Raw genomic sequence first — 20,029 nt, forward strand, 5'->3', positions numbered from 1 at the left:
GCATCGCGGTGTCCGACGACCGGGAGCGGCCGCAGCCGCGCACGGTTCGGGGGGGGGTGGGGAGGAGCGGAGGCGATCGATCGCGCGATTCCCGCTCCCTCCACCCAACCAGGACGAGGGGGACGCCTATTCCCGGATGTCGCCGTGTGTCGTCGACTGGGCGCCGAGCCCCGCGAGGAAGGCCTCGGCTCCGGCGACCTCGTCCGCGGTCAGTCCGGCGGCCGACTCCGGCACGACGAGATGGAAGGGGATCTCCTGCTCGCGCGCCCAGTCGACCGCGTCGCCGCGCAGGTTGTCGTCGATCCAGACGACGGCGTCGATGTCGAAGCGCTCTCCGGCCCGCTCGAGCCAGACGGCGACGGGCTGCAGCTTGCCGGTCTGGCCGGGGAAGCGGGGGTCGCGCGGCAGCCCTCCGCCGAAGACGATCGCCTCGGTGCCCGCCGGGAGCCCCAGATCGTCTGCCAGCACCGAGGTGAGCTTGGGCGGCCAGGTGGTGGCCCAGACGATCGTGCCGACCGCGGCGAGGCGGTGGACCAGCTCCTCGCGCTCGGGCTCGAGCATCAGCCGATGGCTGCCCAGCGCGCGATCGCTCGAGACGGAGGGGTTCAGGACGCCGTCGACGTCGAGCAGGATGAGGGCGGCCATGGCTGCAACCGTAGCCGCGGGTGCGACCCGGCGCGAGGCGTCCGCGCGCTAGCGTGAGCGAATGCCGCCCACGGTCCGCCTCCCCGACGGGGCGGTGGTCTCGCTCGAGCCCGACCCGATCCGGACGGGATCGCTGGTCCTGGAGATCGACGGCTCGGAGCAGTCGCTGATCGATCTCCGCGCCCCCGGCCGGCTCGGTCTGGAGTACCTCGCGCGGCTCGGCGCCGCGGTCGACGCTCTCGCGCCGGCGGGAGAGCCGGTCTCGGTCCTGCACCTCGGCGCGGGCGCGCTGGCGCTCGCGCGCTACGTCGCCGTGACGCGTCCCGGCTCCGAGCAGACCGTCGTCGAGCGGGCGGCGGGACTGGTCGAGTTCGTGCGGGAGCACGCACCGCTGCCCACGGGGACCCGGCTGCGCAGCGTCACGGCCGACGCGTCAGGCCCCCTCGCCGTGGCGCCGGCGGACCTCGTCGTGCTCGACGTGTACGACGGCGACGAGATCCCCGAGCCCTTCTACCGCGCCGACGTGCTCTCGCGTCTCGCCGGGCTGGTCGCCGCGGGCGGGCTGCTGGCGGTCAACGTCGCCGACGACGCCGACCACCGGCGGCTCCGGCGCCTGCGGAGCGGACTGCGGCCGCTGCTCCCGGTGCTCGCCGCGGTCGGCTCACAGACGCTCGCCGAAGGGCGCGGCAGCGGCAACGCGATCCTGCTCGCCTCTCGCGGCGACGCCGCCTCGCGGGCCGCCCACCGGCTCCTGCAGGCCGGTCCGCACCCGGTCGCGGCCGTTGCGGACGGCGACGTCGTGGCCGTCGAGGTGGCGGTAGAAGTCGACCCGTGACTCCAGGGCGATGCCCGCCTCGAGGTACTTGGCCTTGATCCGCTTGATGTAGGTCCGCACGGTGTGCTCCGCGATGCGCATGTCGAGCGCGACGTCCTTGACCGCGGTGCCGCCGCCGTAGGAGCGCATCACGCGGCTCTCCTGCCGGCTGAGGACCGGCCGGCGGTGCTCCCCGGCGGCGAGGAAGCGGTGCCGGGCCGCCTCGGAGATCCAGGAGCGTCCGGACGCGACCGAGACGACGGCGGCGACCAGCTCGCCCGGCTCGTCGCCCTTCCAGACGAACGCGGTCCGCTCGAGGCGGAGCACCGCGCGGACGGCCTCGAGGGAGTCCGACGCCGACAGCACGACCAGGCCGCGGTGACGCGCGCCGACCGCGGCGAGGGTGCTCGCGAGCGTCTCGGGCGGGACGCGGTCGAGGTCCAGCACGGCGATGGTGTCGGCCGCCGCGTCGTCGTCGCCGGCGACCCGCAGGCGCGGGACGACCTCGGCGAGGAGGGCCAGGAGCGCGGCGCGCTCGATCGTCAGGCCGCCTACGACCGTCACAGCGAAGTGATCGAATTCCGCCACGGAAACCCCTTGCGAGGACGGTCGGGTCCGTCCTGGATCGAACCGTAGCGAACGCGCGCCCGCCGGGGCGACGCATGGGACATTCCGTCTCTTCACGGATCCGGTCGACGCCGTCGCGGCCGATCCGCTCTCCCGCGACGGGGTCGGAGAGGGCTAGTCTCCGTGACGATGAACGACTCCGAGGACACCACGACCCGCTCGACCCGGATCCCCGCCGACCAGGTGCGGACCCGGATGCTCGCCGCTGCCCGCGAGGTCATCTCGGTCAACGGGCTCACCGTCGGCTTCGCCCACCTGCCGATGGAGGAGTACATCCGCCTCGCCGCCGTGCCGCGCAGCTCGGTGTACCGGATCTGGAGCACGCGCGAGGAGTTCGTCGCCGATCTCATCGGCGAGATCTTCGTCGCCGATCGGTTCGCCGACGGCGCCGATCCGGACGCCCAGCGCGCCATGACCGAGGTGTACGAGCGCTCCGCGGATCGTCTCGGCACCGCGGCGGGCCGGCGCGAGGTCGCCTGGGAGATGATCCGGATCGGAGCGAACTCGAGCGTCGAGACGCTGCGCTCCTCGGTCGACTGGTCCTCCTACAACGCGCTGCTGGCCTGCACCTTCTCGATGGAGGAGGGCCCCGCCCGGGACGCGGTCCGCGCGACGGCTCAGCGGCTGGAGAGCATGCTCACCCAGCGGATGCGCGACTACTACCAGGAGATCCTCGATCTCTTCCGCTCGTCGCTCAAGCCCGGCTTCACGACGCTGCAGCTCGCGCATCTCACCGCGATCGTGACCGACGGGCTCGTGCACCGCGGCCGGCTGCTCGACGACGAGCTGGACGCCGTGATCACGGCGCCGGGCCCGGACGGCGAACCGGTCGAGTGGACGCTCACCGCCTGGACGATCCGCTCGATCGTCGAGGGGATGCTCGTGCCGGTCGGGGAGGACGAGGACGGTGCCGGGGAGAGCGGTGCCGGGGAGAGCGGCGCCGAGGACGACAGCGCCGGGGACCGCGGCACCGGCCGCTAGAGGACCGGAGCGTCCTCCGCAGGAACCGGGCCGGCCGGCACCGGCTCGCAGAAGCCGTCGATGAGCATCAGCGCGCCCGCCACCACGAGCGACGGCGACTCCGGCCGATCGGCGTCGAGCGGACCGGTGACCAGCTCCGGAGCCGCGATCCTGGCGATGCAGAGGCCCTCGACGAAGGCGCAGATCGCGGAGGCGAGGACGGCGTGGTCCTCGTCCCGCCCGGAGCGCAGCTGCAGTCCGGCCTCGGCGAGGGTGTGCCGGTAGTACTTCGCCATGTTCTCGATGAAGTGGATCTGGCGGGAGCGCAACGCCTCCCGGATCGCGGTGCGGGCGGGCTCCGCGTGCGAGTCGACGGCACCGACCAGGGCGACGAAGTTCCGCCAGTGCTGCGAGGAGAACACGTTCTCGTAGTTCGCCTCGATCGCCACCGAGACCGAGGCGACGAGGATCTCGCGCATCTGCTCGGCGGTCGGCGGCTCGGAGAGGCGGCGGTGGAGGTAGGAGTCGCCCGCGGAGAGCGAGGTGGGATCGAGCCGGGCGGTGAGGATCCGCTCCGGGATCGCCGCGACCAGCTCGTCGTAGAACGCCTGCCGGGTGGGCCAGATGCGGTACACCGTGCTGCGCGGCACGCCGGCGGCGCGGATCACGTCCTCGAGCGGCAGGTGCGAGACGCCGACGCGCAGGCCCTCCGCTCGGACGACCGCGAGCGCGGCGTCGAGGAGCCGGGTCCGGACCTGCTCGCGGCTGAGGCGGGCCGGGCGCGGTGGGACCTCGGGCGGGGTGTCGTTGCCCATCGTGCCTCCGGAGGCGGGTGAGCGGGGCGGCTTCGGGGTCCCCGGTGCACCCGAGCGTAGACGATCGCCGACAGTCGTCGCGCACGTCGAGGCGGTCGGCGGCGACTCCGCGTCGCGTCGGGCGCCGGCGGACGGGCGCGGCTCGCGGTCGACTCCAGAGTCGCGCGAGCCGCGCTGCCTGTCCCCCAGGCGGCCGCCCCATCGGCCGAGTCGACCGTAAGCGCTCGATCCCGGCGGCGTCAAAAGCACCGGACATGATGTCCCTTAGGCGGTGACAGGGAGGGCGGCAGCGGCCCCCTGAGTCAGTGGCGGAAGGGACGCCGCGGCTCGTCCGCCGGCGGCAGGGACCGCTGGCCCGCACGGACGCCGTCGGCGCGCGGGAGGCCGAGCTCGTCGGCGACGGCCCGGGCGATCTCCGCCTCGGCGTGTCCCGCCAGCTCGACGTTGCGCATCAGCTTGGCGTGGTGGCAGGGGCTGGCGTCGATCGCCACGACCATCGCGGAGAAGCGCATCGCGTCGCCCAGCCGCGCCATCGGGCTGAGCTCCGCCAGGACGGACGGGACGTCGGGCATCGAGAGCATCGTGTAGTAGCAGGTCGAGACGACGTACTCGTCGACACCCGCCTCGGCCGAGGGCGGCGCGACGATGATGTCGCCGAGCGAGACGGAGCCCGTCCGCGCCCCGAGGACCGACGCGATCGTGACCCGGATGTCGCCGGCGAGCGACACCACGCGGACGCTCGCCGGCCACGGCGGCAGGGCGGCGAGCTCCGTCGATCCGGTGCGCATGGCGATCCCCGCCTGCGAGGACAGCGCGTCGATCATCGGCATCCCGGTGCACTCCCCCGCCTTCGAGGCGTCCTCGGAAGCCGCCTCCCCGCAGGAGGCGAGCAGCGCGGAGATCCCCAGGCGCGACTGCGGCTCCAGCCCGCTCACCACGGCGGGACTGATGGGGCCGGTCGAGTCGATGATCTCGCCGAGGCGGAGGGCGAGGTCGGAGCCGGTGTTCGGGGTGCCGAAGGTGACGACCTCGCGCACCATCGACTCGACCGGGACGCCGTCGACGCTCTGGCTGAGCGCCTGGCGCGCGGCGAGCCCGCCCATCGAGTGCGCCACGACGACCGCCTGGTGCCCGGTCGCCGCGGTCAGGCAGGCGATCGAGGAGGCCAGCGCGTCGGCGATCCCGGGATCGGTCACCCAGCGCGCCGCGAGATCGCGGTAGTCGAAGGTGTAGACGACGGCGCCCTCGGTGTCCTGGAACGCACCGATCAGCGAGCGCTGCGAGGTGGTGACGGGCTGGTCGACGCCGTCGGTCGCGATCAGGTCGACGAGGTGCGAGAAGGCGCCCGTCCGCGACTCGTCGTGCGTCGCGGTGCCGAGCCAGCCGTGCAGCACGAGGATCGGGACCAGGGACGCGGCCGTCGTCGCCTCGACCTCGTCACCGGGCAGCACGGGAGCGAGCTCGGCGATGCCGCAGCTCGCGGGTGGGGCCGCCGGGGCCGCCGTGGCGCGACCGGCGGGGACGACGACGGCACCGACCGCCACGAGCAGGGCGGACAGCACGACGATCAGGACTCTCATCCGCACGTTTCCTCACCGCCGCGACCCCTGCTGAGCGGGTTCAGGGGATCGACCGGACGAACGTCACAGAAGTCAATCATCCGCGCGCCCCCCGTTGTGCGCCTGGCGGGAATCTACCGACCCCCCGTGAGGGTGCCCTTACCGCGTGTCCGCTTCCCGAGTGCCCCTTCCCGGGGGTCGCGGCACCGGGCGGTCCCGGCCCGTCCCTCCCGGGCGGGGGGCGGGGACGACGAAGGGCCCCGCCGGTCTCCCGGCGGGGCCCTTCGTCAGTCAGAGCGTGCTCAGCTGTAGTTGCCGGGCTCGTATCCGTCGCTCGAGAACGAGTCGAAGTCGACGAACGAGAGGTCCGCGTCGCTGAACGCGGCGTCGTCGGCGAAGATGCGGTTGGGGTACCGCTCGGCCTTCGCCTCCTCCGTCGCCTCGACCGACACGTTCCGGTAGCGGGGCAGACCCGTACCGGCCGGGATCAGCTTTCCGATGATCACGTTCTCCTTGAGGCCCATCAGCGGGTCGCGCTTGCCCTCCATGGCCGCCTGCGTCAGGACGCGGGTGGTCTCCTGGAAGGACGCGGCCGACAGCCACGACTCGGTCGCGAGCGAGGCCTTGGTGATTCCCATGACCTCCTGGCGGGCGGACGCGGTCCGCTTGCCCTCGGTCAGAGCCGCGCGGTTGACCTCGCTGTAGCGCGAGCGGTCGACGAGCTCACCCGGCAGCAGGTCGGTGTCGCCGTGGTCGACGACGGTGACCTTGCGGAGCATCTGCCGGACGATGACCTCGATGTGCTTGTCGTGGATCGGAACACCCTGCGAGCGGTAGACGCCCTGGACGCCGCCGACGAGGTGCTTCTGGACCTCGCGGACGCCCAGCACGCGCAGGACCTCCTTGGGGTCGACCGTTCCCACGTGCAGCTGCTGACCGAGCACGACCGACTGGCCGTCCTCGACGAGGAGCTGCGAGCGCTTGAGCACCGGGTAGATGACCGCCTCGTCGCCGTTGTCCGGCTGGAGGATGACCCGGCGGGCCCGGTCGGTGTCCTCGATCGTGATGCGACCGGCGGCCTCCGCGATCGGCGACGCACCCTTGGGGGTGCGGGCCTCGAAGAGCTCCTGCACGCGGGGCAGACCCTGCGTGATGTCGTCGGCCGAGGCCGATCCACCGGTGTGGAAGGTGCGCATCGTGAGCTGCGTGCCGGGCTCGCCGATCGACTGGGCCGCGATGATGCCGACGGCCTCTCCGATGTCGACGAGCTTGCCGGTGGCGAGCGAGCGGCCGTAGCAGGCCGCGCAGACGCCGACGGCCGACTCGCAGGTCAGGACCGAGCGCACCTTGATGTGACGCACCTCGGCGCCGACGAGCTTCTCGATGAGGACGTCGCCGACGTCCTCGCCGGCCTCGGCCACGACCTCGCCGGCCTCGTTCGTCGCCGCGGTGGCGAGCGAGCGGGCGTAGACGGAGTTCTCGACGTTGGAGTCCTGGATCCAGGCGCCGGAGGCGTCCTGGAGCATGATCGGCAGGTCGAGGCCCTTGGTCGTGCCGCAGTCGTCCTCGCGGATGATGACGTCCTGCGAGACGTCGACGAGTCGACGCGTCAGGTAGCCCGAGTCCGCGGTGCGGAGCGCGGTGTCGGCCAGACCCTTGCGGGCGCCGTGCGTGGCGATGAAGTACTCGGCGACCGACAGTCCCTCGCGGTACGAGGAGATGATCGGACGGGCGATGATCTCGCCCTTCGGGTTGTTCACCAGACCGCGCATGCCGGCGATGTTGCGCACCTGCAGCCAGTTACCACGGGCACCGGAGGTGACCATGCGGTTGATCGTGTTGTCGATCGGGAAGTTCGCGCGCATCGCCTTGGCGACCTCGTCGGTCGCCTCGGTCCAGATCTTCACGAGCTCCTGGCGGCGCTCCGCCTGGGTGGTCAGACCCTTGTCGTACTCGGACTCGACCTTGGCCGCCTTCTTCTCGTAGCCCGCGATGATCACGGGCTTCGAGGGCGGGGTGAGGATGTCCGAGAGGGCGACGGTCACACCGGACCGGGTGGCCCAGTAGAAGCCGGCGTCCTTGATGCGGTCGAGCGAGGCGGCGACCTCCACCTTCGGGTAGCGCTCCGCGAGGTCGTTGACGATCCCGGAGATGGTCGTCTTGTCGGCGACCTGCTCGAAGTAGGGGTAGTCGACCGGCAGCGCCTCGTTGAAGAGGGCGCGGCCGAGCGTCGTGTCGAGGAGGACGGGCGCGGTGACCTTGCCCTTGTCGTCGATCTCGACGCCCTCGGGGGCCTGACCCTGGGCGAAGTACACGTCCGACATGCGGATGCGGACCTTCGAGTTCAGGTGCAGCGAGCCCTGGTCCTTCGCGAGGATCGCCTCCGAGACGGAGGAGAACGCGCGGCCCTCACCGGCGCCACCCTCGCGGATGGTCGTCAGGTGGTGCAGGCCGATGATCATGTCCTGCGTGGGCAGGGTGACCGGGCGGCCGTCCGAGGGCTTGAGGATGTTGTTCGAGGCGAGCATCAGGATGCGCGCCTCGGCCTGGGCCTCGACCGACAGGGGCAGGTGGACGGCCATCTGGTCGCCGTCGAAGTCCGCGTTGAACGCGGCGCAGACGAGCGGGTGCAGCTGGATCGCCTTGCCCTCGACCAGCTGGGGCTCGAAGGCCTGGATGCCGAGTCGGTGCAGGGTGGGCGCGCGGTTGAGCAGGACGGGGCGCTCGCGGATGATCTCCTCGAGCACGTCCCAGACCTGCGGACGCGAGCGCTCGACCATGCGCTTGGCGGCCTTGATGTTCTGCGCGTGCGACAGGTCGATCAGGCGCTTGATGACGAACGGCTTGAACAGCTCGAGCGCCATCTGCTTGGGCAGACCGCACTGGTGCAGCTTGAGCTGCGGTCCGACGATGATGACCGAGCGGCCCGAGTAGTCGACGCGCTTGCCCAGCAGGTTCTGGCGGAAGCGACCCTGCTTTCCCTTGAGCATGTCGCTCAGGGACTTCAGGGCGCGGTTGCCGGTTCCCGTGACGGGACGGCCGCGACGGCCGTTGTCGAAGAGGGCGTCGACCGCCTCCTGGAGCATGCGCTTCTCGTTGTTCACGATGATCTCGGGGGCACCGAGGTCGAGCAGGCGGCGGAGGCGGTTGTTGCGGTTGATGACGCGGCGGTACAGGTCGTTCAGGTCGGAGGTGGCGAAGCGGCCACCGTCGAGCTGGACCATCGGGCGCAGCTCCGGCGGGATGACCGGGACCACGTCGAGGACCATCGCGGCCGGCGAGTTGCCGGTGGCGAGGAACGAGTTGACCACGCGCAGGCGCTTGATGGCGCGGATCTTCTTCTGACCCTTGCCCTCGGCGATCTGCAGGTGCAGCGTCTCGGCCTCGGCCTGGAGGTCGAACTGCTCGAGGCGCTTCTTGATCGCCTCGGCGCCCATGTAGGCCTCGAAGTAGACGCCGTAGCGGTCGACGAGCTCGTTGAAGACGGCGTCCTCGGGCTTGAGGTCGCCGACCTTCAGGGTGCGGAACTGCTCCCACACGCTCTCCAGTCGCGCGATGTCCTCGTCGAAGGACTTGCGGATCTGGCCCATCTCCTTCTCGGCGCCGTCCTTGGTGCGGCGCTTCTGGTCGCTCTTCGCGCCCTCCGCCTCCAGGGCGGCGAGGTCGGTCTCGAGGCGCGCCAGGCGGTCCGCGATGCGGGAGTCGCGCTGGTCCGAGAGGGTCTTGATCTCGAGCCGGAGCTCGTTCTCGAGGCCGGGCATGTCGGCGTGACGGCCGTCGTCGTCCACGTCGATGATCATGTACGCCGCGAAGTAGATGACCTTCTCGAGGTCCTTCGGCGCCATGTCCAGCAGGTAGCCCAGGCGCGAGGGGACGCCCTTGAAGTACCAGATGTGGGTGACGGGGGCGGCGAGCTCGATGTGGCCCATCCGCTCGCGGCGGACCGAGGACTTGGTGACCTCGACGCCGCAGCGCTCGCAGACGATGCCCTTGAAGCGGACCCGCTTGTACTTGCCGCAGGAGCACTCCCAGTCGCGCGAGGGTCCGAAGATCTGCTCGCCGAACAGACCGTCCTTCTCGGGCTTGAGGGTGCGGTAGTTGATGGTCTCGGGCTTCTTCACTTCACCGTGCGACCAGCGACGTATGTCATCGGCCGTCGCGAGGCCGATGCGCAGCTCGTCAAAAGTTGTTACGTCGAGCAATGTTTTCTCCTTGTCGGAAAACAGGGTGTCTCGTCAGAGACGGGGAGTCGTCAGATGCTGGCGCGGGATCAGATGTCGTCGACGGAGGACGACTCGAACCGGGAGGAGATGTTGATGCCGAGCTCCTCCGCGGCGCGGTAGACCTCGTCATCCGTGTCGCGCAGGCTGACCGCGGTGCCGTCCGCCGAGAGGACCTCGACGTTCAGGCACAGGGACTGCATCTCCTTGATGAGGACCTTGAAGGACTCGGGGATGCCCGGCTCCTGGATGTTCTCACCCTTGACGATGGCCTCGTACACCTTCACGCGGCCGAGGATGTCGTCCGACTTGATGGTGAGGAGCTCCTGCAGCGCGTAGGCGGCACCGTAGGCCTCGAGGGCCCACACCTCCATCTCGCCGAAGCGCTGGCCGCCGAACTGCGCCTTACCACCGAGCGGCTGCTGGGTGATCATCGAGTACGGGCCCGTCGAGCGCGCGTGGATCTTGTCGTCGACGAGGTGGTGCAGCTTCAGGATGTACATGTAGCCGACCGAGACCGGGTCCGGGAAGGGCTCTCCCGAGCGGCCGTCGAACAGCTGCGTCTTGCCGGACGAGCCGATGAGGCGCTCGCCGTCGCGGGTCGGGGTGGTGGAGTCGAGGAGCCCTGCGAGCTCCTCCTCCGCCGCGCCGTCGAACACGGGGGTGGCGACCTTGGTGCCGGGCGCCGCCTCGCGGGCGTGCTCGGGCAGGCGCTTGGCCCACTCGGGCTTGCCGTCGACCTTCCAGCCCTGCTTGGCGATCCAGCCGAGGTGGATCTCGAGGACCTGGCCGAAGTTCATCCGGCCGGGGACGCCGAGCGGGTTGAGCACGATGTCGACCGGGGTGCCGTCGGCGAGGAACGGCATGTCCTCGACCGGCAGGATCTTCGAGATGACGCCCTTGTTGCCGTGGCGGCCGGCGAGCTTGTCGCCCTCGGTGATCTTGCGCTTCTGGGCGATGTAGACGACCACGCGCTGGTTGACGCCCGAGCCGAGCTCGTCGTCGCCGTCCTGCGCGTCGAACACCTTGACGCCGATGATCGTGCCCTGCTCGCCGTGGGGCACCTTCAGCGACGTGTCGCGGACCTCGCGGCTCTTCTCGTTGAAGATCGCGCGGAGCAGGCGCTCCTCGGCCGACAGCTCGGTCTCGCCCTTCGGCGTGACCTTGCCGACGAGGATGTCGCCGGGGCGGACCTCGGCGCCGATGCGGATGATGCCGCGCTCGTCCAGGTCGGCCAGGAGCTCCGGGCTGACGTTGGGGAGGTCGCGGGTGATCTCCTCCTTGCCGAGCTTGGTGTCGCGGGCGTCGACCTCGTACTCCTCGATGTGGATCGAGGAGAGGACGTCGTCCTTCACCAGGTTCTGGCTGAGGATGATCGCGTCCTCGAAGTTGTGACCCTCCCACGGCATGAACGCGACGAGCAGGTTCTTGCCGAGCGCGAGCTCGCCGTTCTCGGTCGCGGGACCGTCGGCGACGATCTCGCCGACCTCGATGCGCTCACCGGCGGAGACGACCACGCGGTTGTTGTACGAGGTGCCCTGGTTCGAGCGGTCGAACTTGCGCAGGAAGTAGGTCTGCGTTCCGCCCTCGTCCAGCTGGACGGTGACGGAGTCGGCGGAGACCTCCTGGACCACGCCGGCCTTGTCGGCCGTGATGACGTCGCCGGCGTCGATGGCCGCGAAGCCCTCCATGCCGGTTCCGACGACGGGCGACTCGCTGCGCAGCAGCGGGACGGCCTGACGCTGCATGTTCGCGCCCATGAGCGCGCGGTTCGCGTCGTCGTGCTCGAGGAACGGGATCAGCGAGGTCGCGACCGAGACCATCTGGCGCGGCGAGACGTCCATGTAGTGGACGCGCTCGGCGTCGACGAGCTCGACCTCTCCGCCCTTGGGGCGGACCAGGACCTTGCCCTCGGCGAAGCGCATGTCCGAGGTGAGGGGGGCGTTCGCCTGGGCGACCAGGTACTCGTCCTCCTCCGACGCGGTGAGGTAGTCGATCTGCGCGGTGACGACGCCGTCGACGACCTTGCGGTACGGGGTCTCGATGAAGCCGAACGAGTTGATGCGCGCGAAGGACGCGAGCGAGCCGATCAGGCCGATGTTCGGGCCTTCCGGGGTCTCGATCGGGCACATGCGGCCGTAGTGCGACGGGTGGACGTCGCGGACCTCGACGCCGGCGCGCTCACGGGAGAGACCGCCGGGGCCGAGCGCCGACAGGCGGCGCTTGTGGGTCAGACCCGCGAGCGGGTTGTTCTGGTCCATGAACTGCGACAGCTGCGAGGTGCCGAAGAACTCCTTGATCGCGGCCACCACGGGGCGGACGTTGATCAGGGTCTGCGGGGTGATCGCCTCGATGTCCTGCGTGGTCATGCGCTCGCGGACGACGCGCTCCATGCGGGACAGGCCGGTGCGGACCTGGTTCTGGATGAGCTCGCCGACCGCGCGGATGCGGCGGTTGCCGAAGTGGTCGATGTCGTCCACGTCGAGGCGGAGGTCGACCGAGGCGCCGTCGCGCACACCGGGCAGGTTGGTGCGGCCGTCGTGCAGCGCGACCAGGTACTTGATGGTCGCGATGATGTCCTCGACCGTGAGCACGGAGTCGGACAGGGCCTTGTCGATGCCCAGCTTGCGATTGATCTTGTACCGGCCGACCTTGGCGAGGTCGTAGCGCTTGGAGTTGAAGTAGAAGTTGTCCAGCAGCGCGCGGGCGGCCTCGGCGGCGACCTGCTCGCCCGGACGGAGCTTGCGGTAGATGTCGCGGAGGGCGTCCTCCTTGGTGAGGATGTTGTCCTTCTCGAGGGTCAGCTCGATCGAATCGTAGCCGGCGAACTGCTCGAGGATCTCCTCGCTCGTGAGGCCGAGGGCCTTGAGGAAGACGGTGACCGACTGCTTGCGCTTGCGGTCGATGCGGACGCCGACCTGGTCGCGCTTGTCGATCTCGAACTCGAGCCAGGCACCGCGGCTGGGGATGACGCGCGCCGAGTAGATGTCCTTGTCGGACGTCTTCTCCTGCTGGCGCTCGAAGTACACGCCCGGGCTGCGGACGAGCTGCGACACGACGACACGCTCGGTGCCGTTGATGATGAACGTGCCCTTCTCGGTCATCAGGGGGAAGTCGCCCATGAAGACCGTCTGGGTCTTGATCTCACCCGTGAGGTGGTTCATGAACTCGGCCTCGACGTACAGCGGAGCGGCGTAGGTCTTGCCGCGCTCCTTGCACTCCTCGATCGTGTACTTCTCGGGCTCGAGGTACGGGTTCGTGAAGCTCAGCTGCATCGTCTCGCTGAGGTCCTCGATCGGCGAGATCTCCTCGAAGATCTCGTCGAGTCCGGAGTTGGCGGGGAGATCCTCCCGGCCGACGGCCTTCGCCTCGGCGACGCGGGTCTTCCACGCCTCCGAGCCGACGAGCCAGTCGAAGCTCTCGGTCTGCAGTGCGAGCAGGTCCGGAACCGTCAGGGTGTCGCTGATCTTGGCGAACGAGAGACGCGAAGCTCCGCGTCCGTTCTTGGGTGAGGTGGTGGTTGCGTTGGGCGCAGCAGCCAAGGAAGGAACCTCCGTAGACCCTCGCGGGTCTCAATCTGTGGGATGTGTGGAGTGGGCTCCCGCCGGGCGGGCCGACACGTCCTGCTCCCCGAGGACGAACGCGGTGACGCGGCCGGTCTGACGCGGCGACCGGTTTGACGCGGCCTTCGGAGCGGGGGCTAGAGTGTGGCATCGGCATCCACCATCTGATGCCGGGTTCCGATGGCTGGTCGACCGCAATATGACGACTCGGCACTCGGGAGCGCAAAGTACAACTATAGATGCCCTGCGCCACGCCGCGCAAGTGCAGGTGCTTGCGTCCCGGTCGGGGCTCCGGTATAGGCCGGCTTCCTCCGCCCCCGCCGTCGCGCGGCACGGCAGACTGGACGGATGGCCGAACGCACCGGTCGCCGACGCGGCGACGACTCCGAGCACCCCCGCGCCGTGCTCGCCAGCGGGTTCCTCGCGCAGATCGAGCCCGACCGCCACCTGGCCGACGCGGCCGTCCTCGTCGTCGACGGCACGCCGCAGTCGCACGTCGACCTCGCCGACCCGACGCACCTCTCCTTCGAGTACGTGCGGCGGATCGGCCACGCCATCGACCTGCTCGCGCCCGAGGGCGAGGCGGTCACGGCGCTGCACCTCGGTGCCGGCGCGCTGACCCTGCCCCGCTACGTCGCCGCGACCCGGCCGGGCTCGCGCCAGCAGGTCGTCGAGATCGAGGCGGCCCTGGTCGACCTCGTCCGCGAGTCGCTCCCCCTGCCCCGCGGGGCGCAGATCCGGATCCGCCAGGGCGACGCCCGCGAGGTGCTCGGCAAGCTGCCGCCAGGACTGCTCGGCACGGTCGACGTCGTCGTGGTCGACATCTTCTCCGGGGCCCGCACGCCCGCGCACGTGACGAGCGCCGAGTTCTACCGCGCGATCGCCCCGCTGCTCGCCCCGGGCGGCGTGGTCGCGGTGAACGTCGCCGACGGCGGCGCGCTGGCCTTCGCCCGGGCCCAGGCCGCCACCCTCGCCGCGGTCTTCGCGCACACCGCGATCATGACCGACACCCAGATGCTCAAGGCCAAGCGCTTCGGCAACGTCGTGATGCTCGCCTCGCCGTCGCCGCTGCCGGTGGACGGCCTGCCGCGGCGGCTCGCCTCGGACCCCGCCCCGGCGAAGCTCGTGCAGGGCCGCGAGCTGGAGAACTTCCTCGGCGGCGCCTCGGTCGTCACCGACGAGACCGCCACCCCCTCGCCGCTGCCGGCCCGGAGCATCTTCCAGGTGCGCCGGGGCTGAGCAACCGCGCGTCCGGGTCCTCACGGCCCTGTTGCCCGTACAGTGGTCGGGGGCCAGCGCCCCCTCCGTCCTCTCGCCGCCGCGTGCGCCGATCCGGATCCGCATCCACGAGGAAGAACCGCTCTGAGCATCATCATCCGCCATGACCCCTCGACGCTCCGCGAGGAGGTCGACGCCGACGCCGCCCAGGAGCGCCTGGAGGAGATCGGCGCCCTCCGCTCGCTCGCCGCGCTCACCGAGAAGGCCGAGCTGCTCCGCCTGCTCGGCCGCCTCGACGAGGCGTGGGAGATCGCCACCGAGGCCGTCCGCCGCACCCGCTTCTCCGGCGACCGCGCCGAGCTGCTCACCGCGCGCGTGCGCCGCGCCCGCCTGATGCAGCTGCGCGGCCGCTCCGACGAGGCGCTCTCCGAGCTCGCGCTCTGCGTCGAGGAGGCCCGCACGCACGAGTGGCACCTCGAGCACTCGTTCGCGCTCAAGCACCGCGGGCTCGCCCTCTTCGAGAGCGGCGAGTACAGCCAGGCCGCTCGCGACTTCGACGCCGCGACCGCCCTCGGCGAGCGCGTCGGCCTGGAGGAGGAGGAGCTCGAGGTCGCCCGCCTGGGCTTCGCCGCCGCCTCCGAGTTCCAGGACGAGTCGACCCGCGGACCGCGGGCGGACGGTGCCGTGCGCGGCCGCCGCCGCGCCGACGGCGACGAGGCCTGAGCCCCGGACCCGACGCGATCGATGGCTGAGCTCGACCAGGTGGCCCGCTGGGCCGACGCGCTGCTGCGCGAGCACCTGGACGACTCGTGGAGCTTCGCCTTCGACCACGCCCGCACCCGCGGCGGCGCCTGCCACTGGTCCGACCGGCGCATCACCGTCTCGCGGCACCTCGCCGCGCGGTGGAGCGACGAGGAGGTGCACCAGACGCTGCTGCACGAGGTCGCGCACGCCCTGGCCGGCCCGAAGGCCGCGCACGGGCCCGCCTGGCGGCGGATCTCCGCCGCGATCGGCTACACCGGCGCCCGGACGCACAGCAATCCGACCGCGGACGAGCTCGCGCCGTGGGTCGGCGCCTGCCCGAGCGGGCACCTCTTCTACCGGCACCGCCGGCCGAGCAGGCCGCTGGCCTGCGGTCGGTGCGCGCGGCGCTTCGAGGCGGCGAACGCGATCGAGTGGCGGCGCCGCGAGGTGCCGGCCCGGCCGGCCGCGACCGAGCGCTCGGCGTGAGCGACAGCGAAGGAGCGTCTGCGCTCGGAGTGAGCGACAGCGCGGGAGCGGGGCACCGCGTCGTCCGCGGCCGCGTGCCGAGCACGGGGCAGTGGCTGGTCGACGCGAGCGGACTGCGCTGGTGGTTCGACTCCGGGAGCCTCGCGCTGGACTTCGCCTGCACCGGGCCGCTGCGCGGGATCCCCGGCGAGCGCCTCGACTCCGACGAGGCCCTGGCCGCCTGGCTCGCCGAGCGCTTCGACGCGGTGGACGCCGGAGCCCGCGACGTGCGGCTCGACGACGCCCTGATGCTCCGCGGCGCGATCTCGCGGCTGGCGGTCGCCGCCGAGCGCGGTGCGGCGGGAGAAGCGGCGGACGTCGACGTCGTCAACCTGTTCGCCGCGATGCCCGACGTGCCGCCCTCGCTCTCCGGCGGCTCCCGCCAGGCCGGGCGCTCGCAGGCGGCGGCGCGGCAGGCCCTGTCCACCCTCGCTCGCGAGGCCGTCGACCTGCTGGGCGGCGGCACCCCGGGCCGGCTGCGCCGCTGCGACGCGGAGGACTGCCGGATCCTCTACCTGGACACCTCGCGGGCCGCCTCGCGCCGGTGGTGCTCGATGCAGCGCTGCGGCAACCGGGCGAAGGTCCGCGCGCATCGGCGCCGGAGCGCCGAGCGCGCGGACCGCGCCGCGGATTGACCGGGTCCTCGACGAGGAGCACCGGCCGACGGGCGTCAGTCGACGACCTTCACGTCCTTCCAGAACGCGACGTAGCCGGAGAAGTCCTTGCCGACGCGGTCGAACGCGGTCGGGTAGGGCGTCGGGTACGACCAGGCGCGGTCCTTCAGCATGCCGTCCTCCGACTTGACGTCGTAGTACTGGGCCTCGCCCTTCCACGGGCAGGTGTAGGCCGTGCTGCTGGGGACGAGGTAGTCGGGGTTCACGCTCGTGGGCGGGAAGTACCAGTTGCCCTCGATCGAGATGAGGTCGGAGTCGGGGGCGTCGGCGATGACGACGTCGTTGAGGACGGCTTTCATTCGGGCCAGCTTTCCTGTCGCGGGAACGGCGGAGGCGGTCCTCCGCTCCCGGGGAACGCTACGCCGCCGCGCCCCCGCCGGTCGAGCACGGCCGGACCCCTTGCGGTGCGGCGCCGCGCGGGGCAGAGCGCGGCGGGGCGGATGCGGGTCGGCCGTGACCGAGCGCGCGGACCGGTCAGCGCAGCGAGCGCAGCACGGTCACGGTGTCGACGGTGTCCACCCGCGCGGCCGCGCGGACCTCGCTCCCCCGCCCGCGCGCGGTGAGCAGCCGGCCGGTGGCGGACGCGGTGAGCAGGTGGCCGCAGGCGCGGCGCAGGCCCTCGTAGGAGGCGGAGGCGACGGCCGCGTCGGGCGAGACGTGGTCGATGCCGAGCCCGATCAGGGCGTCGATCAGCGCGCCGGCGGCGAGCTGGTCCTCGACCGCGAAGCGCTGCTCGCCCGCCGCGTCGACGTCGCCGACCGCGACGACGTTGACGCTCGTCCGGCCGCCGTTCTCGTGCTGGCGCTCGAGGATCCAGCGGGCCACCGCGGTGCGGTCGGCGAGTCCCGCGCGGACCACGTGTCCCTCGACCTCCGTGGGGGCGAGCGCGTCGGCCGGTCCGTCGCCCGTGCTCGGCAGCGCGTCCACCAGGACGGTGATGTGCGCGGGGGCGAGGGCACGCAGGCCCCGCACTCCCCAGTCGAAGCGGATCTGGTAGGTGCCCTGGTCCGCGGCGGCGCGCGCGGCCTCGGTGTCGGCGGGCACGGGGGCGGTGTCGGGCACGGCGGCGGCCGGGGCGGCGGGGCGGTCGGAGTCGGGGAGCGCGGCGTTCACCCCTCCACGGTACCGAGCGCTCCCGGCGCCTACACGTCCGAAGCTCGGCGCGCACCCGGTCCCCGCCCAGCGCGACCCGCGGCAGGATGGTCCGCGTGAAGGTGATGCTCAAGCACGTGCTCGACACCGACCCCGACTCCGCCTGGCGCGCCCTGCAGAGTCCGGCCGTGTTCCGCGAGGTGATGTCCCCGCTCCTGACCGCCGCGTCGCTCGACGAGGGCGGCTTCCGGCCGACGTGGGGCCTCGGCCCGCACGACGTCGCGATGGACGCCCTCGGGATCGTCCCGATGGGGGCGCAGGAGATCGACCTCTCCTACCGCCGCGTGCCGTCGATGCCCGACGCGCGCATCCTGCGCGACAGCGGCGCTCCGCTCTCCGGGGCCCTGCGGCTGATCACGGCGTGGGACCACCGGATGGCCGTGGCTCCGCTGCCGGACGGGCGCACGCTCTTCCGCGACCGGCTGGAGTTCAGCGCCGGGCTCGCCTCGCCCGCGCTCTGGCCGTCGATGTGGGCGTTCTGGCAGTGGCGCGGGATCCGCATCCGCGCCCTCGCGCCCACCTGGCGCCACGACATCGGCGCCGATACCCGCCCCCGCGGGGAGGACGCGCCGTGAGCCCCGACGGATCGGCCGAGGAGGCCGTCGAGCTCTCCCGCGCGGACCTGCTGCGCTTCCGCTGGCCCTCCGGCGAGGACGACGGGACCGAGGACGAGGACGCCGTCTCGCCGCGGCGCCGGCTCGCCTCCGCCATCGAGGTCGCCGACTGGCGCCGGCACACCCAGGCGATGTACGCCGAGGTCCGCCGTCTCTCGAACGTGGACCTGCTGGCCGCGCACGCCTCGTGGATCCGGGCGCGCAACGCCCTGTTCGACCGCCACCCCGCCACTCCCCTGCTGCCCGCCGACCGCGCGCACTTCCGCTCGCTGCCGATCGCGCCGTACGACGCGGCCTGGCGCTTCGAGCTCGAGGTCGCGCCGGCCGAGGAGGCGCAGCGGATGGACGTGGAGACGGGTACCGACGGCACCGTGCCGTTCGAGCTCGTCGGCACGGTCGCGGTGCCCGACGCGGGGACGCTCGACGTCTGGCGGCTCGCCTCGTACGGCGGCGGGCTCTTCGTCCCCGTCAAGGACGCGCTCGCCGGCACCCCCGGCGGCACCTACGGCGGCGGTCGCTACCTGCTCGACACCGTGAAGGGCGCGGACCTCGGCACCGGAGCGACGCCGTCGACGCTCGTGCTCGACTTCAACTTCGCCTACAACCCGTCCTGCGCGTACGACCCGGCGTGGGCCTGCCCGCTCGCGCAGCCGGGGAACACGCTCGCGGTCGAGGTGCCGGTGGGCGAGCGCTACAAGGGCTGACGCGGGCCGGTCTCGCAGCATGCTGATCGAGTAGCCCTCGCAGAGGGCGTATCGAGATCCCCGCGTCCGGCAGGGCGGGTCTCGATACGCCGCTCCGCGGCTGCTCGACCAGCATGGGTCGGGCGGGTCTCATACGCCGCTGTGCGGCTGCTCGACCAGCATGTGCCCGCGGATCCTGACCGGGCTCGGAGGCTCCGCCGATAGCCTCCGAGCGGCGCGCCCGTGCGCCGGAAAGCAGGAACCAGCATGCCCCGATCCGTCCTCCTCGTCACCGGCACCTCGACCGGCATCGGCCGCGCGACCGCGATCGAGGCGGCGCGCGCGGGCTGGCAGGTGGTCGCGACGGTCCGCGACGTCGAGCACGCCGACGGGCTGCGCGAGGCGATCGGCGGCGCCGGGGTCGAGCTCGACGTGCAGCAGCTCGACATCACCGACGCCGACGCCGTCGCCGCGTGCATCGAGCGGATCCAGACGGTGCACGGCGGCCTGGACGTGCTGGTGAACAACGCCGGCGCGGGCCACATCGGCATCACCGAGCTCGAGGACCCGGACGCGCTGCGCCGCGTCATGGAGGTCAACTTCTTCGGCACGGTCGCCGTCACCCGGGCCGCGCTGCCGCTGCTGCGCTCCTCCCGCGGGCGCATCGTCACCGTCTCGAGCGTGGGCGGCGCGATCGGCCAGCCGTTCAACGAGGACTACTGCGCCGCGAAGTTCGCGATCGAGGGCTTCTTCGAGGCGCTCGCCCCGGTGGCCTCCGCCGTCGGCGTGCACGTCTCGCTGATCGAGCCCGGCGCCGTGCGCAGCAGCTTCGTCGAGAACGTCGGCATCGACTCCTCCGCGATGATGGCCGAGGCGGGCCCCTACGCCGGCGCGCTGGGCGCGTACCTCGACCGCACCGCGTCCGCCTTCTCCTCCACGCACGCCCAGGAGCCGGCCGACGTCGCCGCCGTGATCCTGCAGACCCTGCGCGACCCGGAGCCCGCGTTCCGCGTGCAGACCTCGGACTGGGCGCGCGAGTTCGTGGGCGTCAAGCTGGCCGACCTGGACGGATCGCGGGTGCAGTCCGCCATGCGGGGATGGATCGCCACCCACTAGGGTGGGAGGGTGCGAGCGCGACGACTGCGCTCCCCCGCGTCGTAGAACGCCCATTTTCCGTTGAGGGTCCCCGGATCCCGACCATCTGGCGCACGTGCAT

16 protein-coding genes are annotated in these 20,029 nt (G+C 71.9%); 8 read left to right on the top strand and 8 right to left on the bottom strand.

The genetic code is table 11. The features are described 5' to 3' along the window. Positions 1-126 precede the first annotated feature (126 nt). Together HQQ82_RS06520 and HQQ82_RS20530 are read right to left on the bottom strand one after the other, a co-directional pair. The gene (locus HQQ82_RS06520) at positions 127-645 is read right to left on the bottom strand and encodes an HAD domain-containing protein (RefSeq protein ID WP_173232159.1); all 519 of its coding nucleotides are present in this window, start codon (positions 643-645) and stop codon (positions 127-129) included. Positions 646-1,306: 661 nt separating this feature from the next. Continuing rightward, complete coding sequence (locus tag HQQ82_RS20530) at positions 1,307-2,047, bottom strand: LuxR C-terminal-related transcriptional regulator (protein WP_173232160.1); 741 nt, start codon at positions 2,045-2,047, stop codon at positions 1,307-1,309. Between the two features lie 168 nt (positions 2,048-2,215). Between HQQ82_RS20530 and HQQ82_RS06530 the strand changes: the two genes are divergently transcribed. Further along, a complete protein-coding gene (locus tag HQQ82_RS06530; RefSeq protein ID WP_173232161.1) occupies positions 2,216-3,067 on the top strand; it encodes a hypothetical protein in 852 nt (283 codons plus the stop codon). Here HQQ82_RS06530 and HQQ82_RS06535 read toward each other — a convergent pair. The 4 genes from HQQ82_RS06535 to rpoB all read right to left on the bottom strand — a co-directional run bounded on the left by HQQ82_RS06535 (position 3,064) and on the right by rpoB (position 13,182). Beyond that, positions 3,064-3,861: a TetR/AcrR family transcriptional regulator gene (locus HQQ82_RS06535; protein ID WP_173232162.1), complete on the bottom strand. Its 798-nt coding sequence runs from the start codon at positions 3,859-3,861 to the stop codon at positions 3,064-3,066. The two genes, HQQ82_RS06530 and HQQ82_RS06535, sit on opposite strands and share 4 nt — an antisense overlap. A 302-nt stretch (positions 3,862-4,163) precedes the next feature. Further along, the gene (locus tag HQQ82_RS06540; protein ID WP_173232163.1) at positions 4,164-5,441 is read right to left on the bottom strand and encodes a triacylglycerol lipase; all 1,278 of its coding nucleotides are present in this window, start codon (positions 5,439-5,441) and stop codon (positions 4,164-4,166) included. 281 nt (positions 5,442-5,722) lie between these two features. Further along, a complete protein-coding gene (locus HQQ82_RS06545) occupies positions 5,723-9,622 on the bottom strand; it encodes a DNA-directed RNA polymerase subunit beta' (protein ID WP_173232164.1) in 3,900 nt (1,299 codons plus the stop codon). Positions 9,623-9,690: 68 nt separating this feature from the next. After that, on the bottom strand, positions 9,691-13,182 hold the full coding sequence (gene rpoB, locus HQQ82_RS06550; protein WP_173232165.1) for a DNA-directed RNA polymerase subunit beta: 3,492 nt from the start codon (positions 13,180-13,182) through the stop codon (positions 9,691-9,693). Between the two features lie 369 nt (positions 13,183-13,551). Here rpoB and HQQ82_RS06555 point away from each other — a divergent pair, with 369 nt between their 5' ends. Genes HQQ82_RS06555 through HQQ82_RS06570 form a run of 4 tightly spaced genes read left to right on the top strand, consistent with a single transcriptional unit; the run spans position 13,552 to position 16,325 of the window. Next, a complete protein-coding gene (locus HQQ82_RS06555; RefSeq protein ID WP_173232166.1) occupies positions 13,552-14,442 on the top strand; it encodes a spermidine synthase in 891 nt (296 codons plus the stop codon). A 42-nt stretch (positions 14,443-14,484) separates the two neighbouring features. Further along, positions 14,485-15,144 (top strand): hypothetical protein, encoded by a 660-nt coding sequence (locus tag HQQ82_RS06560; RefSeq protein ID WP_216848218.1) that lies wholly within the window; start codon positions 14,485-14,487, stop codon positions 15,142-15,144. 21 nt (positions 15,145-15,165) lie between these two features. Further along, positions 15,166-15,651 (top strand): SprT-like domain-containing protein, encoded by a 486-nt coding sequence (locus HQQ82_RS06565; RefSeq protein WP_173232167.1) that lies wholly within the window; start codon positions 15,166-15,168, stop codon positions 15,649-15,651. Then, positions 15,648-16,325, top strand: a complete 678-nt coding sequence (locus HQQ82_RS06570; RefSeq protein WP_367948277.1) for a CGNR zinc finger domain-containing protein — start codon at positions 15,648-15,650, stop codon at positions 16,323-16,325. The genes HQQ82_RS06565 and HQQ82_RS06570 overlap by 4 nt, the downstream gene beginning before the upstream one ends. 35 nt (positions 16,326-16,360) lie before the next feature. Here the strand turns inward: HQQ82_RS06570 and HQQ82_RS06575 are convergent, their stop codons facing one another. Together HQQ82_RS06575 and HQQ82_RS06580 are read right to left on the bottom strand one after the other, a co-directional pair. Beyond that, the gene (locus HQQ82_RS06575) at positions 16,361-16,663 is read right to left on the bottom strand and encodes a DUF427 domain-containing protein (protein ID WP_173232168.1); all 303 of its coding nucleotides are present in this window, start codon (positions 16,661-16,663) and stop codon (positions 16,361-16,363) included. A gap of 175 nt (positions 16,664-16,838) precedes the next feature. Next, entirely contained in the window at positions 16,839-17,477 is a 639-nt protein-coding gene (locus tag HQQ82_RS06580) for a 2-phosphosulfolactate phosphatase (protein ID WP_367947840.1), read from the bottom strand. A gap of 104 nt (positions 17,478-17,581) precedes the next feature. On the opposite strand from HQQ82_RS06580, the gene HQQ82_RS06585 reads away from it, so the two are divergent. The 3 genes from HQQ82_RS06585 to HQQ82_RS06595 all read left to right on the top strand — a co-directional run bounded on the left by HQQ82_RS06585 (position 17,582) and on the right by HQQ82_RS06595 (position 19,929). After that, the gene (locus HQQ82_RS06585; protein ID WP_254071329.1) at positions 17,582-18,091 is read left to right on the top strand and encodes a hypothetical protein; all 510 of its coding nucleotides are present in this window, start codon (positions 17,582-17,584) and stop codon (positions 18,089-18,091) included. Between the two features lie 170 nt (positions 18,092-18,261). After that, positions 18,262-18,834 carry a DUF1684 domain-containing protein gene (locus HQQ82_RS06590; protein WP_173232370.1) on the top strand — a complete coding sequence of 191 codons (573 nt, stop codon included), beginning with the start codon at positions 18,262-18,264 and terminating at the stop codon, positions 18,832-18,834. A 246-nt stretch (positions 18,835-19,080) separates the two neighbouring features. Next, complete coding sequence (locus HQQ82_RS06595) at positions 19,081-19,929, top strand: SDR family oxidoreductase (protein WP_173232170.1); 849 nt, start codon at positions 19,081-19,083, stop codon at positions 19,927-19,929. Positions 19,930-20,029 lie beyond the last annotated feature (100 nt).

Origin of the sequence: Rathayibacter sp. VKM Ac-2856, assembly GCF_013205055.1 — a bacterium.
GTDB lineage: Bacteria > Actinomycetota > Actinomycetes > Actinomycetales > Microbacteriaceae > Rathayibacter.

Coding starts and splice junctions, on each gene's coding strand:
- HQQ82_RS06520 (WP_173232159.1), bottom strand. CDS start 645: ATGGCCGCCCTCATCCTGCTCGACGTCGACGGCGTCCTGAACCCCTCC.
- HQQ82_RS06530 (WP_173232161.1), top strand. CDS start 2,216: ATGAACGACTCCGAGGACACCACGACCCGCTCGACCCGGATCCCCGCC.
- HQQ82_RS06535 (WP_173232162.1), bottom strand. CDS start 3,861: ATGGGCAACGACACCCCGCCCGAGGTCCCACCGCGCCCGGCCCGCCTC.
- HQQ82_RS06540 (WP_173232163.1), bottom strand. CDS start 5,441: ATGAGAGTCCTGATCGTCGTGCTGTCCGCCCTGCTCGTGGCGGTCGGT.
- HQQ82_RS06555 (WP_173232166.1), top strand. CDS start 13,552: ATGGCCGAACGCACCGGTCGCCGACGCGGCGACGACTCCGAGCACCCC.
- HQQ82_RS06565 (WP_173232167.1), top strand. CDS start 15,166: ATGGCTGAGCTCGACCAGGTGGCCCGCTGGGCCGACGCGCTGCTGCGC.
- HQQ82_RS06575 (WP_173232168.1), bottom strand. CDS start 16,663: ATGAAAGCCGTCCTCAACGACGTCGTCATCGCCGACGCCCCCGACTCC.
- HQQ82_RS06585 (WP_254071329.1), top strand. CDS start 17,582: ATGCTCAAGCACGTGCTCGACACCGACCCCGACTCCGCCTGGCGCGCC.
- HQQ82_RS06590 (WP_173232370.1), top strand. CDS start 18,262: ATGTACGCCGAGGTCCGCCGTCTCTCGAACGTGGACCTGCTGGCCGCG.
- HQQ82_RS06595 (WP_173232170.1), top strand. CDS start 19,081: ATGCCCCGATCCGTCCTCCTCGTCACCGGCACCTCGACCGGCATCGGC.